The sequence below is a fragment of the Colwellia sp. E150_009 genome, from assembly GCF_053543955.1.
On sequence record NZ_JBHFOM010000024.1, the window covers coordinates 25,341 to 50,683 of the forward strand.

The window sequence follows — 25,343 nt, forward strand, 5'->3', positions numbered from 1 at the left end:
ACCGCAATGCAAGGAACGTAACTATAGTCATTCTATGTAAACTCCTTGCAACAATGAGCAAAAGGCATTTTAATGAATCCGCAGAACAGCGTTTATTAGGCATTTCTACTACATTGTATAAAAGGCTAATGAACTGCTACAAAAACAATCAGAAAAATTCAACAGCACCTAATAAAGAAAGGAGTTATTAATGGGAGATCCTTTTTTATTTACGCCTCGCGATAGTGTTCGTGACCAGGCATACCTAGATCACCGAAATCAACATTTTGATGCTATGGATTTAGATGAAAACGAACCCTCTAGGAGTATGTCATACCATTTCAGTAGTACATTACGAAATATTAACAATCAATTTTTTAATAACCCACAAAATCCAGCGCTGGCAAGTCAAGCCCAAAAAAACAAGAATAAAACACGAGCCGCAAATACTAAAAAGGAAGATTTAGCCTACCTAGATATGAGCCAATTTGATGTTAGTAGCGGTTTACATGAATGGATTCCTACCGATCTTATCGGTAAAGTTATTGCTTCTCAAAATAAACGCTGGCTATTTTTGTTCAATATGATGAGATGCCCAACATGGCTGTTAATATTAAACCCAGCTAAATACCATGAAAATGGACAAAATTACCTATCAAAAATAAAACAAGCTGCCCATAATGCAAAAATGGGAGGACAATCAAACGGATATATCCTAGCATCTGAATTAGGGTTAAATGGTCATTCTGCGGGGCTCAGCATGAATAGAATGGGTAAAAGCCCAAAACAACTGACACAATTTCAATCGCAATGGCATGATGAATTGCGTAATATTTTTCGTACGCATCTATCGACTAATGACTTCCAAGGCTGGGCTAATGCTTTAAATACAATATTGGCAAATACATTCTTATTTTCTAATAATATGAATTTACATGGTGTTGGCCCAGGAGATCCTCCTGTTGAAGCAGTAATGGATCGTATTTTATGGGATTTAAATTTGACTACTTATGGAGAAGAATTAAACCCTAAAGAATTAGGCTCTCCTCCTTATTCAATGTTAAAAGTTGCTCAATTCATGCGTAGAAATTGGAATGAGCATATGCAATTATTGTCAAACAACTTTAAGACATCCATTCATATGTAAGTTGATACAAGACCACTACATCTGTTAAATAACTACGTTACTCTTAGTGAATAATGTTTAAATTTTGAAAATATTATTCAACCTGATATAGCGCCTTTAATTCTTGCTGAATAATGTTGATGCCCGCGGTAATTTTCTCTGGGCTTTGGGCGTAAGATATTCTTATACATTCTTTTTTGTGTTGCCACTCATCTAAACCAATAAAAAATTCCTCTCCTGGTATCACTAAAACCCCTTTAGATTTCAATTTTTGATACAGTTCATTTGAAGTAATAGGTAAGTCTTGTAACCATAGCCAGATAAAAATAGCTCCCTCTGGCACATGAATTCTATAAGGTATTCCTGTAAGTGCCTTTTTAAACGCTTGAGTAACAAACTCAACTTTTGTTTGATAATAATGACGCACCGTTTGGGTTAAAGTTGTTATTTCATCATTATTAAATATTCCCGATATTAACGTAGGCCCAGTACTGCTAGTGGCTAAATTACAAATAGTATTAACCCGAGTAAATTGCTCAATAAATTCTTCATTGGCGATAACAATGCCTGTTCTTACGGCAGGTAGCCCTAATTTAGAAAGACTCAGCACTAAAATAGTATTATCATTCCAGTGTGGTTTTGCTTCGACAAACGTAATGTTAGGGAAAGGTAAACCGTAAGCACCATCGATAATTAATGGAATATTATGCTGCTTTGCCAACGCATCAAGCTGGTTAATTTCCTCATCGGTCAATACATTACCCGTTGGGTTTGTTGGCCTTGATACGGATAATGCCGCAATATTATCGTTAACTTTTAGTCGTTCAAAGTTAACATGATACTTAAACATATCGTCACCAATAAGTTCAATATCAGGTTTGGTTGATGAAAAAAATAAGTCACTTAAGCCCGCATTAGCATAACCTACATACTCTGGCGCAAGAGGAAAATGTATTTTCTTTTTCTCTCCATTTGGCATTTCACCTGCCAATAAATTATAAATCGTAAAAAAGGCCGATTGACTACCATTTGCGAAAGCGATATTTTTTTCAGTTATTTTCCAGTGAAATCGGCGGCTCAGATAACTTGCCATCTCTTTACGTAATTGTAATTCGCCTTGGGGTGATTGATAAACACTTAACAGATTAAACCTAGCGTCTTCACTTTCTGCAACTTGTTTGAGTCTTTGGTGAAAATAATCTTCTATTTCAGGGATACGGGCAGGATTTCCTCCGCCCATAAAAATTAAATCAGGATTTTCATTAAGCGCTGTGCCTAAATCTTCCATTAAACTAACAATGCCTGATTCTTGGGAAAATTTTTCTCCAAATTTAGAAAGTTTAAACATAGTTGAACCCTTTTTTCCTTAGCTTGTTTCGATTCTGGTAATAGTATGAATACATTTATTGATAAAAAAACACCATAATCAAGAATACATATTTTATTATGGTGTTTTATATCATTTATACTCGCTCCACTGTTAAATTTTAAAATGTAGGTTGAAATTTACTCTGACACAGGGCAATAAAATTCCCCTTCCCTACAACTACATCAAAGATTTCATGAGCAAAAAGCATAACCAGTTAAATTTAATTAACTTAAAAAGTATAGGTTGCAGCTAACTGATAATTAATACCATCAGTAAAGTAATGCTCTGCAACAGTATAATCTTTATCAAAAAGATTATTTACTTTAGCTAGTAATGAAAATTTGTCTGATAACTGGTAGCTTAGCGAAAGATTAGTTAACAATACTGAATCAACCGTTATAAGAGTATATTTATTATCTTTACTATCACCACGGTAATCTAAAATAAGGTTTGCAGCTATTGCTTCTACTTGGTAACCCAAAGTATAAGTTGCTTTAATTTTAGGTCGACGTAACAACTCATTCCCTGTTGCTTCATCTTCTGTTTCAACATAACCCGCTGCAAGTAAGTGAGAAAAATCACCCAATTGTAGTGAAACGGTTAAATCAAGCCCCTTAGCAGACGCCTTATCGATATTAGCTGGCGACCAGTTGCCCTCGGCATCTGGCGCCCAATTAATTAGATTGTCGATATCAGCATCATAAACACTGATTTCAACACTACCATTGTCAAACTGATTACGAAGTAAAATTTCTTTGCTGTCAACTTTTTCAGGTTGAAGTGTTGGATTACCTGATCCTGGCCAATATAAGTCATTAAATGTAGGTGCTTTAAAACCAGTTCCTTGACTTACACTTAATAACCAATTGTCATTAAACTGATAACCAACAGAAAGGTTATAAGTATTTTCTTTATCTAGCCTTCGAATATCATCATGACGAAGTGCGCCTTCAAATAGAAATGAATTCAATTGATGACGTGCTTGCACAAAAACAGCACTAGCATCTCGACTATCTTTTACATACTCAGACCCTGTATTTTTTACTTCTTCTTCGTACCAATCAAATCCACCAACAAAACTTGTATTTTTACTTAACTCATATTCAGCTAATAAGCCAAACTGATCACGCTTAGTGGTAATATCACTAACAACTTTTGGCTTAACATCACCTTCAAATGTGCCCGCTTGATCTTGCGATTTAGCAAAAGAGGTTTCAACTAATAGTTTTTCAGAATGGTAAGCACCACCCAATTTTACAGAATAATTTTTATATTCATTCTCATCTGCGCCGCCATACTGCGTGTCATATTGAGATCCACCCGTTTCATAACGTGAGACTAAATTAAGGGAATACTCATTAGTTAACTGACTTTGACCATTAATACTAAACGATTGACGGTCGTAACCATCATCATCAGCTTGACCATCATAATCGGTCGCATTGAAACCATCACTTTCTTCCAAAGCGCCAGCAATCGTTAGCGAATGTTTCTCATTACCTAAACCAATGGCTGCTTCGGTTTTCCAAAAGCCGTTACTACCTACACCCGCGGTTACATGACCATCACCAGATTGGAGTTTTTTAGTGAAAATTTGAATAACACCGCCAATAGCATCTGATCCCCAAAGTGCACCACGAGGACCTTTTACTACTTCAATGCGATCAATTAATCCCACCGACATTGAAGAAAAACTGGTTGTGCCTAATGTTGCTGAACCAACACGGACACCATCAACCAACACAAGCGTATGATTACTGTTAGTACCACGCATATACACAGAAGCTGCTTGTCCTGCGCTACCTAAATTGGCAACCGTGACCCCTGCAACTGTATTGAGTAATTCGGTAATATTTTGTGGCTGAATCATTTCAATTTCAGCTTTACTAATCACTTGTGTTGATGAAAGTGATAAAAATTGTTCTTGTTGAGAACGGTTTGCTGTTACCACAATTTGTTCTACACTTGTGTCTGCTAGATCTTCGTTTGCATTATCAGCTGCAATTGAAACAGAAGACATCAATGTAGTAGAAAGTATTGCTGAAGAAACAGCAAGTTGAGTTAGTGTTTTATTAAATAGTTTAGTTTTCATGTTACCTCGCTCTATGATGCCCTCCGCATCATGTTGATCATTTAGCTATGTTAATTACGCCAAATGACTATTAGGTAAGTACAAGGTGTCGGACTTAAACTTGTTAATGAACATCAAGTTATTACCGTTGCGGGGGCAGTATCTAAGTTTCATAGATTTCCCTCGTTGCTTACCATAGTTAAGTGAAAATACTTTCACTTGTTCGTTTTTTGATTTAATTAAGCTTTGTGCTCTTAATGTTATATTTACCAAGCACTTAACGAAACTCATCAATTTTTTCACACATATCTTCAATACCTTCTAACATTCGAGTACTGAATCTATGTAATAAATCGGCGTTAATATGAATAAAACGGTTATGTTTAACTGCAGGTATTTCGGGCCATTTTAGCCAGTCAATAATCGGTTGTTCTATCGCAGATTTTTCGTCTGGATAAATAATAATTTCAGGTTGTGCCACAATCACATTTTCAATGCCTATTTGAGGATAAGCGGTCGGATTATCAGCAAAAACATTTTGCCCCTGACAAACTTCAATCATTTGATTGATTATCGTCTCTTTGTTAATGGTACGCATTGGCTCAGGCCAAAGCTGATAAAAAACTTTCATTGGTTTGATATTGGCATGATCTTGGCGTAACTTTTCAAGCTTTTTGGTATAGTTATTAGCTACCACTTCAGCTTGCGCTTCATGGCCTATAGCTTTACCCAAGTGTCGAAGTTCGCTTGCCACATCTTCAATGTTATGTGGAAGGCTATAAACAATATTCAGCCCCATTTTTTCCATTTGTTCAATATCTGACACCTTGTTACCTGATTGCCAAACCATCACTAAATCAGGTTTTAATGCAAGTACCTTTTCTATTTGTATGCCATGATATCCTCCAACACGAGGAATGGTTAATGCAGCTTCAGGATAATCAGCGTATTCCACCGTACCCACAATATTTTCGCCAGCGCCTATGTCGAATAACATTTCGACAATATGCGGCGCAAGTGCAACAATACGTTGCTCGGTGGCAATACTTGAATAAGAAGCCAAGAACAAACTTAACAACACATAGACGGGCCTAATAATCACTTTCATGCCTTTACCTCTTGAGCGTTTGTTCCAACACCATTGTTAGCACAAGTGCTAACACCTGCCTGTAAAATTTGTTCAATCATATCCATGCGTAAGTGTTCATTACAAATATCGGCTAAACGATTTAACTGAATTTCCCGGTGTTCATTAATATCTATCACTGTTTGCACACCATGATCTTTTTTAACCCATTGTAATACAGCATGTGTCACTGTTCCGTGATCAAACACACCATGTAAATAGGTTGCTGCAATTTGATTATCATCTGAAATAAAGCCATCAACCATGGAGTTTTCAGTTGATAATCCAGTAATTAGTGGTTTGTTAAATGCGCTGCCGCTTGATTGACCACAATGAATTTCATAGCCAAAAACGTCATAACTCTGCTCTGCTAACGTTAACTTTCCTGACACCTGTGTAAGGGTTTTTTCTGTCGTTAATATTGTTGTAAAGTCGGCTAAAGCCAAACCTTCAACAGTTCTGTTACCGTTTTTATCAGCATATTCATTTACTTTGCTATTATTGAAACTTGATTCAATACCATAAGGATCGGCAATGGTTTGACCTAACATTTGTAAACCACCACAAATACCAAATACTTTACCGCCATAACGTAAATGATGATCAATGTCATCTTGCCATCCTTGCGCTTTTATAAACGCCAAATCAGCAATAACATTTTTACTACCGGGTAAAATAACTAAATCACAATGCTCAATACGCTCACCAATTTTCACATAATGTAAATCTATTTCAGGGTTAAGCCTTAATGGATCAAAATCGGTATGATTACTCATATGAGGCAACAAAGGCACAACAATTGAAATCTTGCTTGCAATAACCTTATTATCAAGTGCAACAGCATCTTCAGCATCAAGTGCTAAATCATGCAAATAAGGTAATACACCTAATACTGGTTTATTGGTGCGTTTTTCTAGCCAAGTTAACCCTGACTCAAGCAGTGCAATATCACCGCGAAAACGATTAATAATAAAACCTTTAACACGCGCTTGTTCAGACTCAGACAATAATGCTAGGGTGCCAACTAAATGAGCAAACACGCCACCTCGATCAATGTCAGCAACAATAATCACGGGGCAATCAACTTTCTCAGCATAGCCCATATTTGCTAAATCGTGAGCTCGTAAGTTTATTTCAGCAGGACTGCCTGCGCCCTCTACTATTAATACATCAAAATCATTCGCAAGCCGATAATGCGAGTCAAGCACAGCATTCATCGCTACTTTCTTATAATTGTGATAACTGCTTGCCTCCATATTTGAAAGCGCCTTACCCTGTACAATAACTTGTGCACCCGTATCGCTATTGGGTTTTAATAAAATAGGATTAAAATCAACACGCGGTGTTACATTGGCAGCAATTGCTTGCAGTGCTTGTGCTCGACCTATTTCTCCGCCGTCTTCGGTCACCGCGCTGTTTAATGCCATATTTTGTGGTTTAAAAGGCGCAACTTTTATCCCTTTATTGGCAAGTACGCGACAAAGCCCTGCGACTACGGTACTTTTACCTGCGTCAGAGGTGGTGCCCTGTATCATTAACGTTTTCATTTACGCCCCTTTGACTTTTATTGCATTAATTTAAGTGACTTTGATTTAAGCGACAAGGCAATACCCGCCATAATAAAATCAACATCTGTTGCTATCGCTGCAATGTCTTGATGTAACCAACCTGCTTGGTCAACAAAATTACGAGACAGTTCTCCCATTGGCACAATACCGTGCCCAACTTCATTACTTACCAGTAACAAATTGACCTTATTTGACGTACTTAAAGTGGAAAGCACATTAAGAAACAATTGTTTTTCTTGCTGCCAACAGTTTTTTTTAGCCGAGCATAAACAATTACTTAACCATAAAGTTAAACAATCAACCAAAATAGTCATAGACGATTCATGTTCACTTTGATGTGTGAATATTAAATGCTCAATAGCAGCACCCAAATGAATTGGTGATTCAACTAACCCCCAATGTTCAGGACGTTGCAGTTGATGTTGTTCAATTCGCACTGACATCTCTTTATCTAATGATTGCGCGGTTGCAAGGTAAAAAACCTGAGCATTAAAATTTGTTTCATTCTGCTTAGCAAGTTTTTCAGCAAACGAGCTTTTTCCAGAGCGAGCACCACCTAAAATCAAATGAATAGACATTAATTAACAACTCCTGAGCTAACGCCTAATACAGACTCACCATACCCAAATATTAATAAACTTAAATAAACAACAATTTCACTACTTTGTTGAGCTGCACCTAAACAATCACCAGTATAACCACCTAATTGACGGGTAAACCAAAAAGCTAATAAGGCTCTAAAAATAAATAAAATAACAAACAATAAAATACATTCACCTACAGGCAGAAAACAGATACTGACCAACAGCCCTGTTAATAATAAAATAAGTAAACTATTGGTTGATAAATATTGTGCTAAGGGCTTTACTTTCGATGTGGCATCAAAGGCTACATAAGACATGTCAAAAATTAAGCTAGTGGCAACAACACGGCTTAAAGTATTAGCAATAATAAGTGCGATAACGGGTGAGGGAAGTGCAATGAGGCTTTGATATTTTAGTAATAAAATAAGAAATAAAGCTGCCGCACCGTATGTTCCTAAACGACTATCTTTCATGATATTTAGTTTTTGTTCTATACTCCAGCCGCCACCAAAGCCATCCCACACGTCAGCCCAGCCATCTTCATGAAAACTTCCCGTGATAATTAAGCTTGCAGCCATCGCAATTAAAACAGCAATGCTTTTCGGTACATGTTCAACTGAAACTGCATAAATCAATGAACAAATAAGGCCAACCAAAAAACCAACCACGGCAAAGTATCTACTGGCTTTATTTAGTTGCTCAGCAGTAATATCAGCAGGTAAACGCACAGGTATACGAGTGAAAAAACTAATGGCTAACAAAAGTAGCATAAGTTGCGGTTTTATTTGTTGATGAAAGCTATGCATCTTTATATGACTCTTCAAGTGCGTAAATGGGTGTCCGAGCTAAACAACGTTAGTCACCTCTGCTTGTTCAAAACTGGCCATGTCGTTATAAAAAGCGACTGACGCTTGAATTAGTGGTAATGCCAATGCCGCTCCAGTGCCCTCGCCTAAGCGTAAGCCAAGATTTAATAACGGTTCAACCCCTAGCCATTTGAGCATTTTATGATGCCCTTGTTCTCCCGAACAATGTGCGAATATCATATAATCTTTTACGGCAGGATTTATTAACACCGCAACCATCGCTGCAGCAGTACAAATAAAACCATCGATTAAAATATGCATACTCTGTTCAGCTGCTGCTAACATAGCACCCGTTATTTGAACAATTTCAAAACCACCTAAACAAGCTAATAGCTGCCAAGGATCATTTAAACTATTACGGTGTAACTTTAATGCTTGTGTAACCACTTGTTGTTTTTTAGCCATAATGTCATCTGATACCCCTGTACCTTTACCAACAGTTTCTGCTGGCGATAGTTTCATAATAGCTGCCATGATTGCCGACGCTGATGTAGTATTACCAATGCCCATTTCACCAAAAGCAACTAAATTACTGCCCTTTTGTTTTACGTTTTTAACCAAGTCTCTCGCCATTACAAAGCCGTGTTCTACCGTCGCTAAAGTCATAGCTGGTGCTTGGTGTAATGGTTCAGTAATAGATCCTAAACGCTGATTTATCACCTTTAATTGCGCTGGTGGCTCATGTAAAATACCCGCGTCAACAACACTAAGTTGCCACCCTAATTGACGACAAAACACATTAATAGCTGCGCCACCCGTTGCAAAATTTGCCACCATTTGCCCAGTCACTTCACTGGGGGCTATCGACACGCCTTCTGACGCTACACCATGATCACCTGCGAAAACAATTAAGGTTGGCTGATTAATCGCTAAAGAATCAATTTGATTAGTAACCATTCCTTGTATTGCGGCTATTTTTTTAGCAATAACTTCTATTTGCCCTAACGCACCAAGAGGCTTTGTTTTACCGTCAATTTTCGCTTGAATTTTTTCATCAAAGTGCGTGTTAACCATTGTAATTGCGTATTTCATGCTTGTCTCATTTGAAAGTATTTATCTAATTGTTAGTAAAAGAGTTTAGCTAGGCCTATTCTTTCTAAAATAAAGTAAGGTTAGGAAAAACAAGCTACCTGTCGCAGCAGTAATCACTCCGACAGGTAACTCTTGGTTCACCAAAAGTGTTCTTGATAATATATCTACCCAAATCATAAATATTCCCCCCACAAGTGCCGTTAATACAATACCGAAAACGGTGCCTTGGGAGATAAAAAAGCGAACAATGTGTGGGATCATTAAACCAACAAAACCAATTCCACCACACATAGACACAAGCGTAGCGGTAATTAAGGAACTAAGAAGTAACATAATAATACGAAAACGATTCACATTAATGCCCAAGGTTGTGGCACTTTCGTCACCTAATAACATTGCATTTAATTGACGTCTATAGGCCAACATGAAAATAATGCAGGCAATAATAACAACGGCAGGAAAAAACAAATTACCCCATTGAGCACGTGAAAAGCTCCCCATTGTCCAAAAAAGTACAGCAGAGACAGCTTGGGGATCTGTGTGGTAAAGCAGCAGGCTGGTAAAAGAACTAAACAAAAAAGACAAGGCGACACCAGCTAATAACATGGACTCAACCTGCTGGCTTTGTCGGCGGCCTGCTATTAACATCAACATAACCATAGCCACCAAGCTGCCAGCAAAAGCAGCAATAGGTGTCATCGCAGTAAAAACCCCCCCCATAAAAGCAATAAGAATAACGACGCCAAGCGAGGCACCCGATGATATTCCAAATAAATAAGGGTCTGCCAATGGGTTACGTGTTACAATTTGTAAGATAAGTCCTGAGATAGCCAAACCACAACCAGCTAAAAATGCCAAAATAGCTCGGGGCATGCGTAACCCCCAGATAATACGCTGTATAAAACCAACATTTTTATCTTCATTATTTTGCCAAACACTATGCCACACATCGGTAAAAGTAATATCTGCCGCACCAAAAGACAGTGCACAAAAAAGACTAAAGATACACACAAATAACACTAGCACTATGATAGCTGGCTGGCTTATATGGCTTTCAGTCAATCTAGATACCTTTTTCTTTTCAACAACTGCGCTAAACATGATTATCCTCATGTTCAGTATCATTTTGAACATAGCCATAGTAATAAGAAATATGCGGCACTTTATGTTGATGGTGTTCGCTAACATGCGCGCACACGCCAAACACATCCGACAACATTTCACGGGTAAGCACTTCTTGAGGAGTGCCTTGACAGACAAGCTTGCCTTGATTTAATACCAAAATATTATCACACATCGCACTGGCAAGATTCAGATCATGAAAAGAAGTGATAACGGTTATACCTAGAGATTTTGCCAGTTCCATTATTTGAATTTGATAACGAACATCTAAATGGCTAGTGGGTTCATCCATAAGCAACAAACTGGGTGATTGCACCATAGCACGTGCAATTAATGCTCGCTGTTTTTCGCCACCTGACAAATGTTCAAAACTTTGTTTATCTTTATGCGTTAAGCCGACTTGTTCTATGGCCTGTGATATTTTTTCATCGTCAGTTTTATTGGCACGTGAAAATATTCCTTTATGGGGAATTAACCCTAGGGCAACCACATCGTGCACAGTTAAATTAAAATGTGACGGTGTTTCTTGTAAAACAACAGCAACATTTTTGGCGAAATCATTAGCATTTATTTGCCAGATATCTTGACATTCAAGGCTAATAACACCTTGTTCAGGTTTTATAAAGCGATATAAACAACGAAGTAAACTTGATTTTCCTGCACCATTTGGCCCAAGAATACCAGTAAAGCTGCCCTTTTCAACAACAAAACTAATATCATCAAGGATCACATTACCGTCAGTACACCAACGTAGATGTTCTGCCGTTAAAAATGCTGATTGAGTGACTTTAAGACCCTGGGTCATTGTTTACTCGCTTTTGGTAAGCGGTCAAACAACGCACAATCAATTCGTTATTGTTAACATAAAAATGCTACAACTGAATGAAGAGACACTGTTCGAGTAACCCGCTCGAATTAATATAGGTGATTAACTTTTAATGGGTATCCTGACTTGTCAGCCAATTACACAAGTTTAACTTGGATAAATATTGAACACTGACTTACAGTTGCGGGTACAGTTGTGGCTTTTCACCACATTCCCAAATATTACACTTTTAGTTAATTTTAAGTGTAATAACATTAAAATTTAATGACTATCTTTACAGCACGTGATTATCAACGGCTGAATAAAAATAGCAAGCGTTATTTCTTTTTTTGTGAAAGGAAACCGTGATAAAAAAATATATGCTATAACACTATTTTCGACCACACTTTCCCCAACTCATCTCGGTATAGGGATATTTTTATCAAACTTGCATATGGCACATCAATTGAGGTCATATGTACTGTACCAGGAATAGGTAAATTTAACACTTTAGCCAATAGGTATTTGATTACCCCTGCATGAGTCACTACCAAAGTATTTTGTAATGGCTTGTCTGCACAGTAGTGTTGCCACCAATGATCAACACGGCTTACAAAATGCTCCATCGTTTCACCATTAGGAGGTTGGCATTGCCATGGATCTTGCCAAAAATCACCAATAGAACTTGTGCCAGCCTGTTCAGTTTTATCCCATAATGATTGATAACGTTGACCGTCCCAATCACCAAAATCCATTTCTTGTAATTGATTATCAACTTCAAGGGGTAAGTTATGTTGCTGACAATACTTTTTTGCCCATGTATGGCACCGTATTAAAGGTGAACTAATACAGCGATTAATATCTTGAAGTGACCCAGCCGTTTGTGATAATTGTTTCACGCCAACATCAGACAAAGGAACATTAGTTTTACCAGCTAAAATACCTGGTGTGCTTATTTCACCGTGACGCAATAAATACAGTATTCCCTCGCCTACGGGCATTAATGCTTTTAGTTTAGTATTCATGTCAGCTGTTGCTCATTCATAAATCAAGCCTGAGGTTTTTGCTCACTTCTTTTATCAAAGAACTAGGTACTTCTTGCTCTAATGCAAGTTTATCCCAATTTGATATAACCTCAGTGGTTTGATTTAGTACGTCATCTATTTTACGTTTAGTAAATATAGGGCTTAATTTTTGAAAACTGTAAAAATCATCTCTGGTGAAATTGTCTTGTTTGCCATTCAAAGTCATCCAATGTTTACTAACCCAATGACTATCAGGTTTGTAGCTATAGGCTAAATCATAAGCTGGAGCTAATTGCCATGCATTTTTTTGATCTAAAGTAAAAGCGAAGTTTTTAGCATGATCGTCATGGTTTCGAGAGATTACATTAAACACCATACGTTTGAATAATTGTACGGCATCATCAGGGCTAAGATGTAGCTTTCTTGCGGTACCAAATAGCTCAGCATAAGAATACGAACCTATTTGTTTGTAACTTACATGCTCAAGCCCATTAAGTGTTTGAATGTGTATTTTATCATTGCCGTTACGATCAAACCTTTGCGTTATAAAGTGTCTTCTATTACCCTCATTAAGTAGATAACATGGCATCATATCAATACCACACTTTTTGGCTAATAAGTGATATGTATATTCCATTGCCCCATACCCCATAGGATCACCAAAAGTCTCTTGGTTTTTATTGTGTTCACTTACACCATCAAATTTCATTAAATAATGAGTAAAACCTTTTGGCGCATCCGTTTGCCCAGAACGCACTTGACTAAAATTTTCATTAAACGCAAGTACGGCTTTAGGCCTTGCTCCACCAGCGCTCATGCCAACAGACAACAGCGACATCATACTTTCTTTATCCTCTTGCCCTTTGCTGCTTAAATTAAGTGTAAATTGTTCACGTTTATCTAAAACACTCTGAGCAATGGCAATGAGAGACTCAATATGTATTGGTTGAGAAGCATTGAGGTTTTTTCTTTTTGTTGCAGGCGAAAAAGTTAAAGCACCCATACCTCGTTTACCCGTGTATTGTAATCGCTGCAAAGGCGTTATATCGCTTGTTGATTTACCCTGGCTAGCTATCCAAGCATTCATAACAGCATTACCAAAATCATCAGGCAGTGAGTCGGCAATAAGCCCTGGTAGCCCTTTAAATGTTAGGTAGTCTAATTGTGGAAATGAGTAAATTTTTTTACTCAGAGGCATTTTGATCGGTGATAATTCTATGCCTGTTCTTATAAAGCTTGGAAAGTATTCAAACGCACCTATTTTGGTATCAGTATTATAACTTACTGCGCCTACGTCATATTCTTTGTATTTAACCTTTATAACCTCAGTTACCATGTTGGAGTATCCTTACTTTGTTCGTTGCTTTTAGGCGTACTTGAGGCTCTTTTTCTTTCTTTACCTTGTAATTCCATTAATTGAACAGGAGAGATTTCTTGTTTAGGTATAAAAGTGTTGAATTGTTCTGTTATTTCAAGCGCAATTAAAATAGCAATTATCGACTCAAGTGTTGATTTGCCTTTTTCACTATTCGTTACTGCTTTAAGTGATAGTCCAGCTTTTTTAGCTAATGCTTTTTGGGTAAGATTAGCATTAAGACGAGCAGTTTTAATTCTTTCCCCTAACTCGCTTGCAATAGCATGTGGCGTTAAATCTTTAAACATGATAAAAACCCTTAAAAGTAGCTTTATGGAAATTAAAACTAATTAACATCCCTATAGGGTTTATTAAACCACACAAACAAAGCATCAATCAAGACTTAACAATAGTACTTTAAAGTGCTTTTAATACCAAGTTCATGCCGTTATTTATTAATCTAAGTGTTCACTCGTTCCTAACTTCATAATAACGTCAGTACTTTATGAAATTGAGTAAAATATATTTGGTAGTATTGAAATGGTAGCAAGATGGCCTGCTACCATAATTGCATAAGCATTTGTGACACTTTTTATATGATGCATATTAAAGTAAAACAGAAAAGCTCACACCTAAACCAATTTGTTTATCGGTTCACAATGTTAAACCTATTAACAGCGTTCTATTAACGCGGCAATACCTTGTCCGCCGCCAATACACATAGTTACAACCGCATACTTACCTTGAATGCGTTGTAATTCATAAATAGCTTTAACGCTAATTAACGCGCCCGTAGCACCAATTGGATGACCAAGCGAAATACCTGAGCCATTCGGATTTACCTTGCTCATATCAAGATCAAGATCACGACATACTGCTAGTGCTTGTGAAGCAAAGGCTTCGTTAATTTCCCACACATCAATATCATTTTTGTTAACGCCCGTTTTTGCTAATAACTTATTTACCGCAGGTACTGGACCCACACCCATGATTTCAGGGGCAACACCAGCAAAAGCATAACCCACTAACTTAGCAATAGGTTTTAAACCATTTTTTTTAGCATATTCACTATCTGCCATCACCACGGCGGCTGCAGCATCATTTATTCCTGAAGCATTACCTGCTGTAACGGTACCATCTTTTTTAAATACAGTACGCAGTTTCTTCATATCGGCTAACGTACAATCAAAACGTACATGCTCGTCAGTATTATAAACCGTTACGCCTTTACGCGTTTTAAGTTCAATATCAACAATTTGCTCACCAAAACGATTTTCTTCAATAGCACGTTGTGCACGACGGTGAGATTCAACTGCCGCTTCATCTTGTTCAGCTCGAGTAATGCCCCATTGCTCAGCAACATTTTCGGCCGTAACTCCCATGTGTGTATCGCCAATAGGACACGTTAATGCGCCCACCATAGGGTCAACCATTTGCGTATCTCCCATTTTGCTACCAAAGCGAGCAGTTGGAACCCAATAAGGCACACGAGACATAGATTCTGCGCCACCAGCAACAGCTAAATCGCAGTCATTCAATAATAACAACTGCGCCGTTGACACAATTGCTTGTAAACCTGAGCCACACAGGCGATTAACCGTTAACGAAGGCGTCGCTTCAGATAATCCCCCTTTAAGCGCAGCAACACGACTCATGTACATATCGCGACGATCAGAGTGAGTCACATTACCAATAACACAATGACCAACATCTTCACTCTTTACACCTGAGCGCTTAACCGCTTCAGCAACCACAATCCCAGCCAAGTCTGTTGGTGCCATATCTTTTAATGAGCCACCAAAATCCGCAATAGCACTACGAACACCACTTAAAAAAACTACTTCACGATCTGACATAATATTCTCTTATTTTCAAAATTATAAATACAAACTCAACATATAATGGTTAAAACTGCATTTCAGGTACATTGTCAGGAACAACCAAATCCCCTGCTGTTAACTTAACAATTTCATCAACCGAAACCCCAGGGGCACGTTCTAACAAATGAAATTTACCTTCTTTAATTTCAAGAAATGCCAAATCAGTAAGTATTTTTTTAATGCACCCTTTACCTGTTAGTGGCAGAGTACAGTTAGCTAACAGTTTTGATTCACCATGTTTTGACGCATGAGTCATGGTGACAATAATATTGTCTGCCCCTGCAACTAAGTCCATTGCACCGCCCATTCCTTTAATTAATTTTCCTGGAATCATGTATGAGGCAATGTTGCCATTAACATCGACTTCAAAAGCCCCCAATACGGTTAGATCAACATGACCACCACGAATCATGGCAAACGATTCAGCTGAGTCGAATAATGACGCACCCTTTGCCATGGTAACCGTTTGTTTACCTGCATTAATCAAATCCGCATCTATCTCATCTTCTGTTGGAAATTGCCCCATGCCTAAAAGGCCATTTTCAGATTGAAGCATAACTTCCACACCTTCAGGTACATAGTTAGCAACCAGTGTTGGAATACCTATGCCTAAATTTACGTAATAACCGTCTTGTAATTCTTGAGCGACACGTTGCGCAATTTGTTCTCTGGATAAAGCCATGATTATTCTCCTGAAGGTCGGGTGGTTCGTTGTTCAATTCGCTTCTCAAACGTACCTTGAATTAAACGATTTACGTAAATACCGGAGGTATGAATTTCATCAGGGTTCAACTCGCCTGGCTCAACAATTTCTTCCACTTCAACTACAGTTATTTTACCAGCCGTTGCCGCCATAGGATTAAAATTACGCGCTGTTTTTCTAAAAACTAAATTTCCATACTTGTCAGCTTTCCACGCTTTTACAATGGCAAAGTCACCCGTGATTGATTCTTCTAAAATATAATCTCGACCATTAAATTGACGTTCATCTTTACCTTCAGCAACTGGCGTACCTACACCTGTTGCCGTGTAAAAAGCAGGAATTCCAGCACCACCTGCACGCATTTTTTCAGCCAACGTGCCTTGTGGTGTTAGCTCTACCTCAAGTTCACCTGACATCATTTGACGTTCAAACTCAGCATTTTCACCCACATACGAGGCAACAATTTTTCTAATTTGGCGATTAGGTAATAATAAACCTAAGCCAAAATCATCAACCCCACAGTTGTTAGATACAAGTGTTAAGCCTTTAATGCCTTTACGTTTTATCTCAGCAATTAAATTTTCTGGAATGCCGCACAAGCCAAAACCGCCTGCGATCACAGTCATGTTATCTGTTAACCCTGCCATAGCTTCTTCATAACTATGTACTACTTTATTAAACCCTGCCATATTATTTTACTGTTCTTATTATGTAAGAAGAGCCCTTATGCTTTTAAAACTAGGGCCTAAGCATCTTACAATTGAATAGATTTGTAAAATTGATTAATATTAATAATTGATAACTTATTTTTATAAATAAACATATGGATGTAACGTGAATGTAATATGAATATAACCATTAAACAGATTAGAGCTTTTCTAGCGGTGGTTGAGGTAAACAGTTTTGTTGAAGCCAGCGAATTACTGCATATATCGCAACCTGCATTAAGCACTGCCTTTAAAAACTTAGAAGAAAGTGTTGGCGGAAAACTCTTAGCAAGGTCAACAAGAACACTGTCACTAACCCCTGAGGGTGAAATATTTTTACCTGTGGCTAAGCGATTACTCGCTGATTTTGATAATGCATTTGTTGAACTTAATGAGTTATTTTCGTTACAACGTGGGAACTTATCACTTGCTGCTATGCCCTCCTTTGCAAGCACACACCTGCCACAACACCTTTTAGCATTTAACAAACGATATCCAGACATCAAAGTGAAAATTCATGATGTTATCGCTGAAGACGCGATTGAAATGGTACAAACGGGTAAAGTAGAATTTGCGATAACTTTTGATCCAGGAGCGTCAGACGACTTAAAGTTTGAGGCCTTATATTCCGATAGATTTGTCGCCGTTTTTCCAAAAAAACACCCCCTAATGAAAATTGAGCAAGTGGGTTGGCAACATTTAATTGATTACCCTTTCATCACCTTAAAACGCCCTTCGAGTATTAGGTTACTCATGGACAATATATTGGCAGAACAAGATATATTCTTAAATGTAAGTTTTGAAACCAATCAATTAGCCACGGTTGTTCAAATGGTAGCAACTGGGTTAGGCGTTAGTGTTATGCCATCGCTTTATAAACAACAAATGCAAACGTTAAACCTTGAGTTTAGAGAACTCTCATCACCCGTAATCAGTCGTAGAGTTGGCATTATTACTCGTCGTAGATATCCACTATCTAAAACGGCACAAGCTTTCGCCGAAGTATTACAACGTTATTATCAACAACTAGTGCTTTAGCTAGTGCTAAATGGACTAGATTTTCCCCCCTCAGAATAGAGTAAACATAAAAAAACCAGAACCCTTTATTATTAAAGGCTGTTCTGGTCTATTTCGTTCTTCTTTGTTTAATTTAGTGGTGCGGTTGGGGGGACTTGAACCCCCACGACCTAAGTCACCAGCCCCTCAAGCTGGCGCGTCTACCAATTCCGCCACAACCGCGCAATACTAAATTTATCCTGTCTGTTTTTTAAGTTAACTTGCTATTATTGAAGTTGCTTAGCTAAGTTACTTTTGTGCTATTTGTACTAACTATTTTTACCAATTAACTAACTGTACTGCTTGCGTTATTTAGGAATATCGCTTTCGTCTTTTTCAGTAACAGGTGCATCAGCTGCAGGTACGTCTGAGTTTTCAATCATTTGTGGTTCTGCACTGGCATCACTTGGAATGGCATCGGTAGCAATAGTTTGCTCACTAACAGGTGCGCTTAGGTCATTCCATTCTTCTACTGATTTAGTACGGTTTGCCGTTAGGTTACCTAATACTAGACTAATAGCAAAAAAACCTATAGCTAACCATGTAGTCATTTTAGTTAAAAAGTTACCTGATCCGCCTGAGCCAAAAACCGTTGCTGATGAACCTGCACCAAACGATGCGCCCATATCGGCACCTTTACCTTGTTGAATTAGCACTAAACCGATTAAGGCTAAGGCAATAAGTACGTAAGCTATAATTAAAACTTGATACAACATTTTTACTTTCCTTTAGCTGCTGAACAAATCACTTTGAATTGTTCAACTTGTAAACTAGCACCGCCAATAAGACCACCGTCTATATCAGGTTGTGCAAATAATTCTTCACAGTTTGACGCGTTAACGCTGCCACCATATAACAAAGGCACTTTAGCCGCGACATTTTCATTAGCTTTCGCTAAAAATTGGCGAATAAATTGATGTGTTTCTTGTGCCATCTCACTTGATGCTGTTTTTCCTGTGCCTATAGCCCAAACGGGTTCGTAGGCAATAACAACATCAATAAATTTTTCTATACCTACTTCGTCAATTACGGGTTGTAATTGTAAAGCAAGTACTGTTTCTGTTTGTTCCGTTGCTCGCTCTGCTTCACTTTCGCCAATACACAAAATAGGCGTTAAACCTGCATTCAGTGCAGCTTTAACTTTATGAGCAGCTTGGGTAGAAGTTTCATGATATAAGCATCTACGTTCAGAGTGGCCTATAATAACAAATTCTACCGACAATTCCTGCAACATTTTTGTAGAAATTTCACCAGTAAACGCACCATTGTCATGTTCACTGACATTTTGCGCGCCTATACTAATAGTTGCATTTAATTTATCTTCTTTTGCTTTTACTACTAATGCTGATAAATAGGGGGTGCTAGGACAAATCACTACCTTGACGTTGTCTTGCAGTTCAACGTTATTTAAACCCGAAATCATGGTGTTAACTAAAGCTGTATCACCATTCATTTTCCAGTTAGCTGCAACAATTGCTTCTCTAGTCATAAATTATCCTCTATCCACTTTTCAATGCATTGTAAAATGAAGCCGCGAGATATTAACTAACCTGAGATTAACTTACAAGTGATAAGTTAAAATCTATCAATTATCACTTCAATTATTTGTGTAATTGCTGTTTTTTCAAACATATAATATGCTTATTGAATTAACTGGCTAATTTAACGGCTTCGGCAATTTCATTTGCCAATGCAGTCACTTCATCCATCACTGGTCCTTCAACCATCACTCTAATTAACGGTTCTGTACCAGATTTACGTAATAATACCCGTCCACGCCCTGATAATACTTCATTAACCCGTTCTACAGATGCTTTTACGCTAGGAGAATTAATAGGGTCACTGTCACCAGTAAAACGCACATTAACGAGTATTTGTGGCAGCATCGTCATGCCTTGACGTAATTCAAATAATGATTTGTTTTGCTGTTTAATTGCTGTTAGCACGTTTAAAGCGGCAATAATACCATCACCTGTCGAGGTGTGGTTTAAATTAATAATATGGCCTGAATTTTCAGCACCGAGTTGCCAGCCTTTGTCTCTGAGCAATTCCATTACATATCTGTCGCCTACATTACTGCGTGCAAATGGTATGTCTAGTTGCTCTAATGCTAGTTCTAGCCCCATGTTACTCATTAATGTGCCAACTACACCACCTTCAAAAACGCCAGATTTCAAATCATTACAAGCAATAATATACACTACTTCATCGCCATCAATAACGTAACCAGTATGATCCACCATCATTAAACGATCACCATCACCGTCAAGTGCAATACCTAAATCAGCCTTGTGTTCAACAACGGCCTCACTGATCAATTTCATTGAGGTTGCGCCACAACCATCATTAATATTAATACCATTAGGCGATGCCCCGACTTCGATTACGGTTGCCCCTAATTCACGAAAAACATTAGGGGCAATATGGTAAGTTGCGCCATGAGCACAGTCAACAACGATAGTTAAATTTTGTAATGACATTTGGCTTGGAAAATTACTTTTGCAAAATTCAATATAGCGCCCTGCTGCATCTTCAATTCGGTAGGCTTTACCTAAATAAGCGCTTTCAACACAGCCCATTGGTTTATCTAATTCTGCTTCAATGGCTAATTCAACCTCGTCAGGTAATTTTTGCCCATCTTGTGAGAAAAATTTAATGCCATTGTCATAATAAGGGTTATGAGATGCGCTGATCACAACGCCCGCTTCTGCACGAAATGTTTTAGTTAAGTAAGCAATTCCTGGGGTAGGCATAGGCCCTAAAAGACCAATATCGATGCCTGCGGCAGAAAATCCAGCTTCTAAAGCTGATTCAAGCATGTAACCTGAAATGCGTGTATCTTTACCAATTAATACTTTTTTAGTACCTTGGGCTGCTAAAACTTTACCAGCAGCGTAACCTAGTTTCATAACAAATTCAGGGGAAATTGGATATTGACCTACTAATCCGCGAACACCATCAGTACCAAAATATTTACGACTAGACATTGTTTTTCCTTTATCTTTATATTCAATTTTTTAGCTTAGTATTAGCTTGCTTTTAGGCTAAAGCTAAACGTCTCGCGAGTAACTGCTTACGTTTCCTGTTGAGCTACTGCGGTTAAAATTTTAAGTGCATCAACTGTTTCTGCCACATCATGCACTCGTATTATACTGGCTCCTTTCTGCACGGCAACAATGGCTGAAGTTAAACTACCCGCTAATCGATGATTAACGTCACGGTTTAATAAATTGCCAAGCATTGATTTACGTGATGTACCTGAAAGTAGTGGTAAATTAAGTTTTTTAAATTTTGCCATTTGTGCAAGCATTTTATAATTATCGGTTAAGGTTTTACCAAACCCAAAACCGGGGTCTAAAATGAGTCGACGCCTATCAATGCCCTTTTCTTCGCAACATTGAATACGTTGTTCAAAAAAACGTATTATATCAGTCATGATATTTTCATAATGTGGATTTTCTTGCATTGTTCTGGGCATACCTTGCATATGCATTAAGCAAACCAAAACATCACTTTGTGCTATAACATCAATACAACCATTATTTTGTAATGCTCGTACATCATTAATGATATCTGCATCATATGTAATGGCTTCGCTCATTACATTAGCTTTACTGGTATCAATAGACACTTTAACGTTAAAACGCGATTTTATGGCTTTTAATAATGGAATAACTCGTGCTATTTCATCTTGGTCATTTACAGCTAATGCACCAGGACGCGTTGATTCACCGCCAATATCGATAATATCAACACCATTGCTTATCATTAACTCAACCTGCACTAAGGCGTTATCAATATGAGCAAATTTACCTCCATCAGAAAAAGAATCTGGTGTGACATTAACTATTCCCATCACTTCTACACTATTTAGGTGTGATAAAGGCGTTATATTAGTAATGATTTGGCTCGATATGCCTTTATTAGATGGGGTGGATTTAGGTTGATTTTTTAACGCTGTTTCAGGCATGATTTTATGGTTACAAGTTATAAAAATATTTAAAGACTGTTTATAAAATAAAGCCTCGATGTTTACTTTCTTTTTAGTAAATATCGAGGCCTTTTAATTAAGTTTTATGCTTAATTATTTAGCTGGTGCATCGCTACTTGGCTCAGTAAGATCTGGTGTCACCTTTACCTCTGGTTTTTCTGATTTTTTTTCAGAGCCACCTTTAGTATTTGAGCTTGAGTTAGAACTAGAGTTAATGCCTGAGTCGCTGTCGTCCCAATCTGCTGGCTGTCTAACTTCTGTTCTTGCCATTAAATCATCAATTTGTAATGCATCAATCGTTTCATATTTCATTAATGCGTCTTTCATTGCATGCAAAATGTCCATATTATCTTTGATCATTGTTTCTGCACGTTTGTAGTTACGATCAATCACTGATTTAATTTCTTCATCAATCAATTTAGCCGTTTCATCAGACATATGTAATGATTTAGCAGACGTTCTGCCTAAAAACACTTCGCCTTCTTCTTCAGCAAATAACATAGGCCCCATTTCAGATAACCCCCATTGCGTTACCATTTTACGGGCGATATTAGTCGCACGTTCAATATCATTTGACGCACCTGTTGACACTTTATCACTACCATAAATAACTTCTTCAGCAATACGGCCACCATATAATGATGAAATATTACTTTCTAAATGCTGTTTAGAATGACTAAATCTGTCTTGCTCAGGTAAATACATAGTAACACCCAGTGCACGACCACGAGGAATAATACTCACTTTATACACTGGATCATGATCAGGTACTAAACGACCAATAATAGCATGCCCTGCTTCATGGTAAGCTGTCATTTCTTTTTCAGACTCACTCATCACCATCGACTTGCGTTCTGAGCCCATCATAATTTTGTCTTTAGCTTTATCAAATTCATGCATAGAGACAATACGACGTGATGTACGGGCAGCCCATAAAGCCGCTTCGTTTACCAAGTTAGCTAAATCAGCACCAGAGAAACCTGGTGTACCACGTGCAATAACCGATGCTTTAACATCATCACCTAAAGGTACTTTACGCATGTGTACTTTCAAAATTTGTTCACGACCGCGAATATCAGGTAAACCTACCGTTACTTGACGGTCAAAACGGCCTGGGCGCAATAATGCAGGGTCTAACACGTCTGGACGGTTGGTAGCTGCAATAACAATAACGCCTTCATTACCTTCGAAACCATCCATTTCTACTAGCATTTGGTTTAGGGTTTGTTCACGTTCATCATGTCCGCCTCCCATACCTGCGCCACGTTGGCGACCTACTGCATCAATTTCATCAATAAAGATAATACATGGTGCCGATTTTTTCGCTTGTTCAAACATATCACGAACACGAGAAGCACCAACACCAACAAACATCTCAACAAAATCTGAGCCAGAAATTGTAAAGAAAGGTACTTTTGCTTCACCCGCAATGGCTTTTGCTAATAACGTTTTACCTGTACCTGGTTGGCCAACCAGTAGAATTCCTGAAGGTATACGTCCACCTAACTTTTGAAACCGTGTTGGTTCTTTTAAATAATCAACTAATTCTGCAACATCTTCTTTCGCTTCATCACAACCAGCTACATCGGCAAAGGTAGTTTTGATCTGTTCTTCACCTAATTGACGAGCTTTTGATTTACCAAAAGACATAGCGCCTTTTCCGCCACCGCCTTGCATTTGGCGCATGAAAAAGATCCAAACACCAATTAATAGGATCATTGGGAACCAAGAAACAAAAATTGTTGTTAGGAAGCTTGTTTCTTCAGGTAATTTACCTTGAGCCCGAACACCTTGTTTAACTAGATCATTGATTAAGTCACGATCATAACCACCAGGAATTGTAGTGGTATAACTTTCTCCACTGCGTTTTTCACCTGTAATCACACCGTTTCGGTCTACACTAGCATCACGAATTTGTCCTTGACGAACATCAGTGATGAAACGGGTATAGTCCATTTGTGATTCATTGGCTTTATTAGGAGAAAAACTCTGAAAAACAGACATTAAAACAACAGCTATTACTAACCATAAAATAAGATTTTTTGCCATATCGCTCAACTTAATGACCTCATTGGGTTTGAAAATTTAATATACTTTGGTCGGAATAAACGCCAACCCAAACTATCATGTTGTGCCTAATTTACTACAATTCAAGCTTTGCTGCTAATTTACTTTAGTCGGTATTTACAACTAGTAACAACTTTAGCTTCAATAAACTATGCATAAAGTAGTATATGGCTACATTCAACCTATTGTAACTAAATTAAAAATTATCTCTATAGAGATAATCTACATTAGTTAACCTTTAAAACCTGTAGCCACTAAATAAACTTCGCGCGAACGGGCGCGTGAAGATTCGGGTTTTCGCGTTTTTACGCTCTTAAAGACTGAACGCACAGCTTTCATGAATTCTTCAAAACCGGCACCTTGAAATACTTTAACAACAAAAGAACCATTGGGTTTAAGTACTTGATGGCACATATCTAACGCTAATTCGACTAAGTACATACTTCTAGCAGAATCAGCACTTTCATTGCCCGTCATATTTGCCGCCATGTCTGACATTACCACATCAATTTTTCTTGAAGCATGAGTAGCATCTATTCGCGTTAACAATGCATCAAGCACAGCTTCTTCACGAAAGTCTCCTTGTAAAAAATCAACCCCTGCAATGGCATCCATAGCCAATATATCACAGGCAATAACTTGGCCGTTATCTCCAACGGCTTTTACTGCATATTCAGACCAACCGCCAGGTGCAGCCCCTAAATCAACTACTTTCATACCTGATTTTATCAATTTGTCTTTATTATTAATCTCTTCAATTTTGAAAACAGCACGAGAACGCAAGCCTAGTTTTTGTGCTTTTTTTACATACTCGTCTTCAAAATGTTCATCAAGCCATCGTTGAGAACTGTTAGTGTGCTTTTTCTTTGCTGGATTTTTTGCCATATTCTTTACCATATTAAGAGTTTTTTC

General features: G+C 37.9%; 23 protein-coding genes, 1 tRNA gene and 2 riboswitches. Of the genes, 2 read left to right on the plus strand and 22 right to left on the minus strand.

The window, feature by feature from the left end:
- The first annotated feature begins 190 nt into the window (after positions 1–190).
- Positions 191–1,126: a hypothetical protein gene (locus ACE1OF_RS11760; protein ID WP_448894651.1), complete on the plus strand. Its 936-nt coding sequence runs from the start codon at positions 191–193 to the stop codon at positions 1,124–1,126.
- Positions 1,127–1,199: 73 nt separating this feature from the next.
- Here the strand turns inward: ACE1OF_RS11760 and ACE1OF_RS11765 are convergent, their stop codons facing one another.
- From ACE1OF_RS11765 to ACE1OF_RS11835, 15 genes are all read right to left on the minus strand, one after another.
- Positions 1,200–2,453 (minus strand): valine--pyruvate transaminase, encoded by a 1,254-nt coding sequence (locus ACE1OF_RS11765; protein WP_448894652.1) that lies wholly within the window; start codon positions 2,451–2,453, stop codon positions 1,200–1,202.
- A gap of 250 nt (positions 2,454–2,703) precedes the next feature.
- Entirely contained in the window at positions 2,704–4,566 is a 1,863-nt protein-coding gene (locus tag ACE1OF_RS11770; RefSeq protein WP_448894653.1) for a TonB-dependent receptor domain-containing protein, read from the minus strand.
- Positions 4,567–4,633: 67 nt separating this feature from the next.
- Positions 4,634–4,766: riboswitch (cobalamin riboswitch) on the minus strand.
- A gap of 56 nt (positions 4,767–4,822) precedes the next feature.
- A complete protein-coding gene (locus ACE1OF_RS11775; RefSeq protein ID WP_448894710.1) occupies positions 4,823–5,644 on the minus strand; it encodes a cobalamin-binding protein in 822 nt (273 codons plus the stop codon).
- A gap of 5 nt (positions 5,645–5,649) precedes the next feature.
- Positions 5,650–7,218 carry a cobyric acid synthase gene (locus ACE1OF_RS11780; RefSeq protein WP_448894654.1) on the minus strand — a complete coding sequence of 523 codons (1,569 nt, stop codon included), beginning with the start codon at positions 7,216–7,218 and terminating at the stop codon, positions 5,650–5,652.
- Between the two features lie 17 nt (positions 7,219–7,235).
- Positions 7,236–7,817 carry a bifunctional adenosylcobinamide kinase/adenosylcobinamide-phosphate guanylyltransferase gene (gene cobU, locus ACE1OF_RS11785; protein WP_448894655.1) on the minus strand — a complete coding sequence of 194 codons (582 nt, stop codon included), beginning with the start codon at positions 7,815–7,817 and terminating at the stop codon, positions 7,236–7,238.
- Positions 7,817–8,629: an adenosylcobinamide-GDP ribazoletransferase gene (locus tag ACE1OF_RS11790; RefSeq protein WP_448894656.1), complete on the minus strand. Its 813-nt coding sequence runs from the start codon at positions 8,627–8,629 to the stop codon at positions 7,817–7,819. The genes cobU and ACE1OF_RS11790 overlap by 1 nt, the downstream gene beginning before the upstream one ends.
- A 39-nt stretch (positions 8,630–8,668) precedes the next feature.
- Positions 8,669–9,721, minus strand: a complete 1,053-nt coding sequence (gene cobT, locus ACE1OF_RS11795; protein ID WP_448894658.1) for a nicotinate-nucleotide--dimethylbenzimidazole phosphoribosyltransferase — start codon at positions 9,719–9,721, stop codon at positions 8,669–8,671.
- 45 nt (positions 9,722–9,766) lie between these two features.
- Positions 9,767–10,822, minus strand: a complete 1,056-nt coding sequence (locus tag ACE1OF_RS11800; RefSeq protein ID WP_448894660.1) for a FecCD family ABC transporter permease — start codon at positions 10,820–10,822, stop codon at positions 9,767–9,769.
- Positions 10,815–11,648 carry an ABC transporter ATP-binding protein gene (locus ACE1OF_RS11805; RefSeq protein ID WP_448894662.1) on the minus strand — a complete coding sequence of 278 codons (834 nt, stop codon included), beginning with the start codon at positions 11,646–11,648 and terminating at the stop codon, positions 10,815–10,817. The genes ACE1OF_RS11800 and ACE1OF_RS11805 overlap by 8 nt, the downstream gene beginning before the upstream one ends.
- Before the next feature lie 115 nt (positions 11,649–11,763).
- A riboswitch (cobalamin riboswitch) is annotated at positions 11,764–11,943 on the minus strand.
- An 88-nt stretch (positions 11,944–12,031) separates the two neighbouring features.
- Positions 12,032–12,673: a histidine phosphatase family protein gene (locus tag ACE1OF_RS11810; protein WP_448894664.1), complete on the minus strand. Its 642-nt coding sequence runs from the start codon at positions 12,671–12,673 to the stop codon at positions 12,032–12,034.
- 16 nt (positions 12,674–12,689) lie between these two features.
- Entirely contained in the window at positions 12,690–14,009 is a 1,320-nt protein-coding gene (locus ACE1OF_RS11815) for a type II toxin-antitoxin system HipA family toxin (protein ID WP_448894666.1), read from the minus strand.
- Positions 14,003–14,335: a helix-turn-helix domain-containing protein gene (locus ACE1OF_RS11820; RefSeq protein ID WP_448894668.1), complete on the minus strand. Its 333-nt coding sequence runs from the start codon at positions 14,333–14,335 to the stop codon at positions 14,003–14,005. Before ACE1OF_RS11820 ends, ACE1OF_RS11815 begins: the two co-directional genes overlap by 7 nt.
- Before the next feature lie 363 nt (positions 14,336–14,698).
- Positions 14,699–15,883 carry a beta-ketothiolase BktB gene (gene bktB / locus ACE1OF_RS11825; protein WP_448894670.1) on the minus strand — a complete coding sequence of 395 codons (1,185 nt, stop codon included), beginning with the start codon at positions 15,881–15,883 and terminating at the stop codon, positions 14,699–14,701.
- A gap of 49 nt (positions 15,884–15,932) precedes the next feature.
- The gene (locus tag ACE1OF_RS11830) at positions 15,933–16,589 is read right to left on the minus strand and encodes a 3-oxoacid CoA-transferase subunit B (protein ID WP_448894672.1); all 657 of its coding nucleotides are present in this window, start codon (positions 16,587–16,589) and stop codon (positions 15,933–15,935) included.
- Positions 16,590–16,591: 2 nt separating this feature from the next.
- A complete protein-coding gene (locus tag ACE1OF_RS11835; RefSeq protein WP_448894674.1) occupies positions 16,592–17,299 on the minus strand; it encodes a CoA transferase subunit A in 708 nt (235 codons plus the stop codon).
- Between the two features lie 156 nt (positions 17,300–17,455).
- Here ACE1OF_RS11835 and ACE1OF_RS11840 point away from each other — a divergent pair, with 156 nt between their 5' ends.
- Positions 17,456–18,355 carry a LysR family transcriptional regulator gene (locus ACE1OF_RS11840; RefSeq protein ID WP_448894676.1) on the plus strand — a complete coding sequence of 300 codons (900 nt, stop codon included), beginning with the start codon at positions 17,456–17,458 and terminating at the stop codon, positions 18,353–18,355.
- Between the two features lie 116 nt (positions 18,356–18,471).
- On the opposite strand, the gene ACE1OF_RS11845 is transcribed toward ACE1OF_RS11840, so the two are convergent.
- The 7 genes from ACE1OF_RS11845 to rlmE form a co-directional block, all read right to left on the minus strand.
- Positions 18,472–18,556 (minus strand) — tRNA-Leu (locus ACE1OF_RS11845).
- Between the two features lie 125 nt (positions 18,557–18,681).
- A complete protein-coding gene (gene secG / locus ACE1OF_RS11850) occupies positions 18,682–19,089 on the minus strand; it encodes a preprotein translocase subunit SecG (protein WP_448894678.1) in 408 nt (135 codons plus the stop codon).
- A gap of 2 nt (positions 19,090–19,091) precedes the next feature.
- Positions 19,092–19,862: a triose-phosphate isomerase gene (tpiA, locus tag ACE1OF_RS11855; RefSeq protein ID WP_448894680.1), complete on the minus strand. Its 771-nt coding sequence runs from the start codon at positions 19,860–19,862 to the stop codon at positions 19,092–19,094.
- 160 nt (positions 19,863–20,022) lie between these two features.
- The gene (gene glmM / locus ACE1OF_RS11860; protein WP_448894682.1) at positions 20,023–21,360 is read right to left on the minus strand and encodes a phosphoglucosamine mutase; all 1,338 of its coding nucleotides are present in this window, start codon (positions 21,358–21,360) and stop codon (positions 20,023–20,025) included.
- 86 nt (positions 21,361–21,446) lie between these two features.
- The gene (folP, locus tag ACE1OF_RS11865) at positions 21,447–22,229 is read right to left on the minus strand and encodes a dihydropteroate synthase (RefSeq protein ID WP_448894712.1); all 783 of its coding nucleotides are present in this window, start codon (positions 22,227–22,229) and stop codon (positions 21,447–21,449) included.
- 228 nt (positions 22,230–22,457) lie between these two features.
- Positions 22,458–24,422: an ATP-dependent zinc metalloprotease FtsH gene (gene ftsH / locus ACE1OF_RS11870; protein WP_448894684.1), complete on the minus strand. Its 1,965-nt coding sequence runs from the start codon at positions 24,420–24,422 to the stop codon at positions 22,458–22,460.
- A gap of 240 nt (positions 24,423–24,662) precedes the next feature.
- Complete coding sequence (gene rlmE, locus ACE1OF_RS11875) at positions 24,663–25,316, minus strand: 23S rRNA (uridine(2552)-2'-O)-methyltransferase RlmE (protein WP_448894686.1); 654 nt, start codon at positions 25,314–25,316, stop codon at positions 24,663–24,665.
- Between the last annotated feature and the right edge of the window lie 27 nt (positions 25,317–25,343).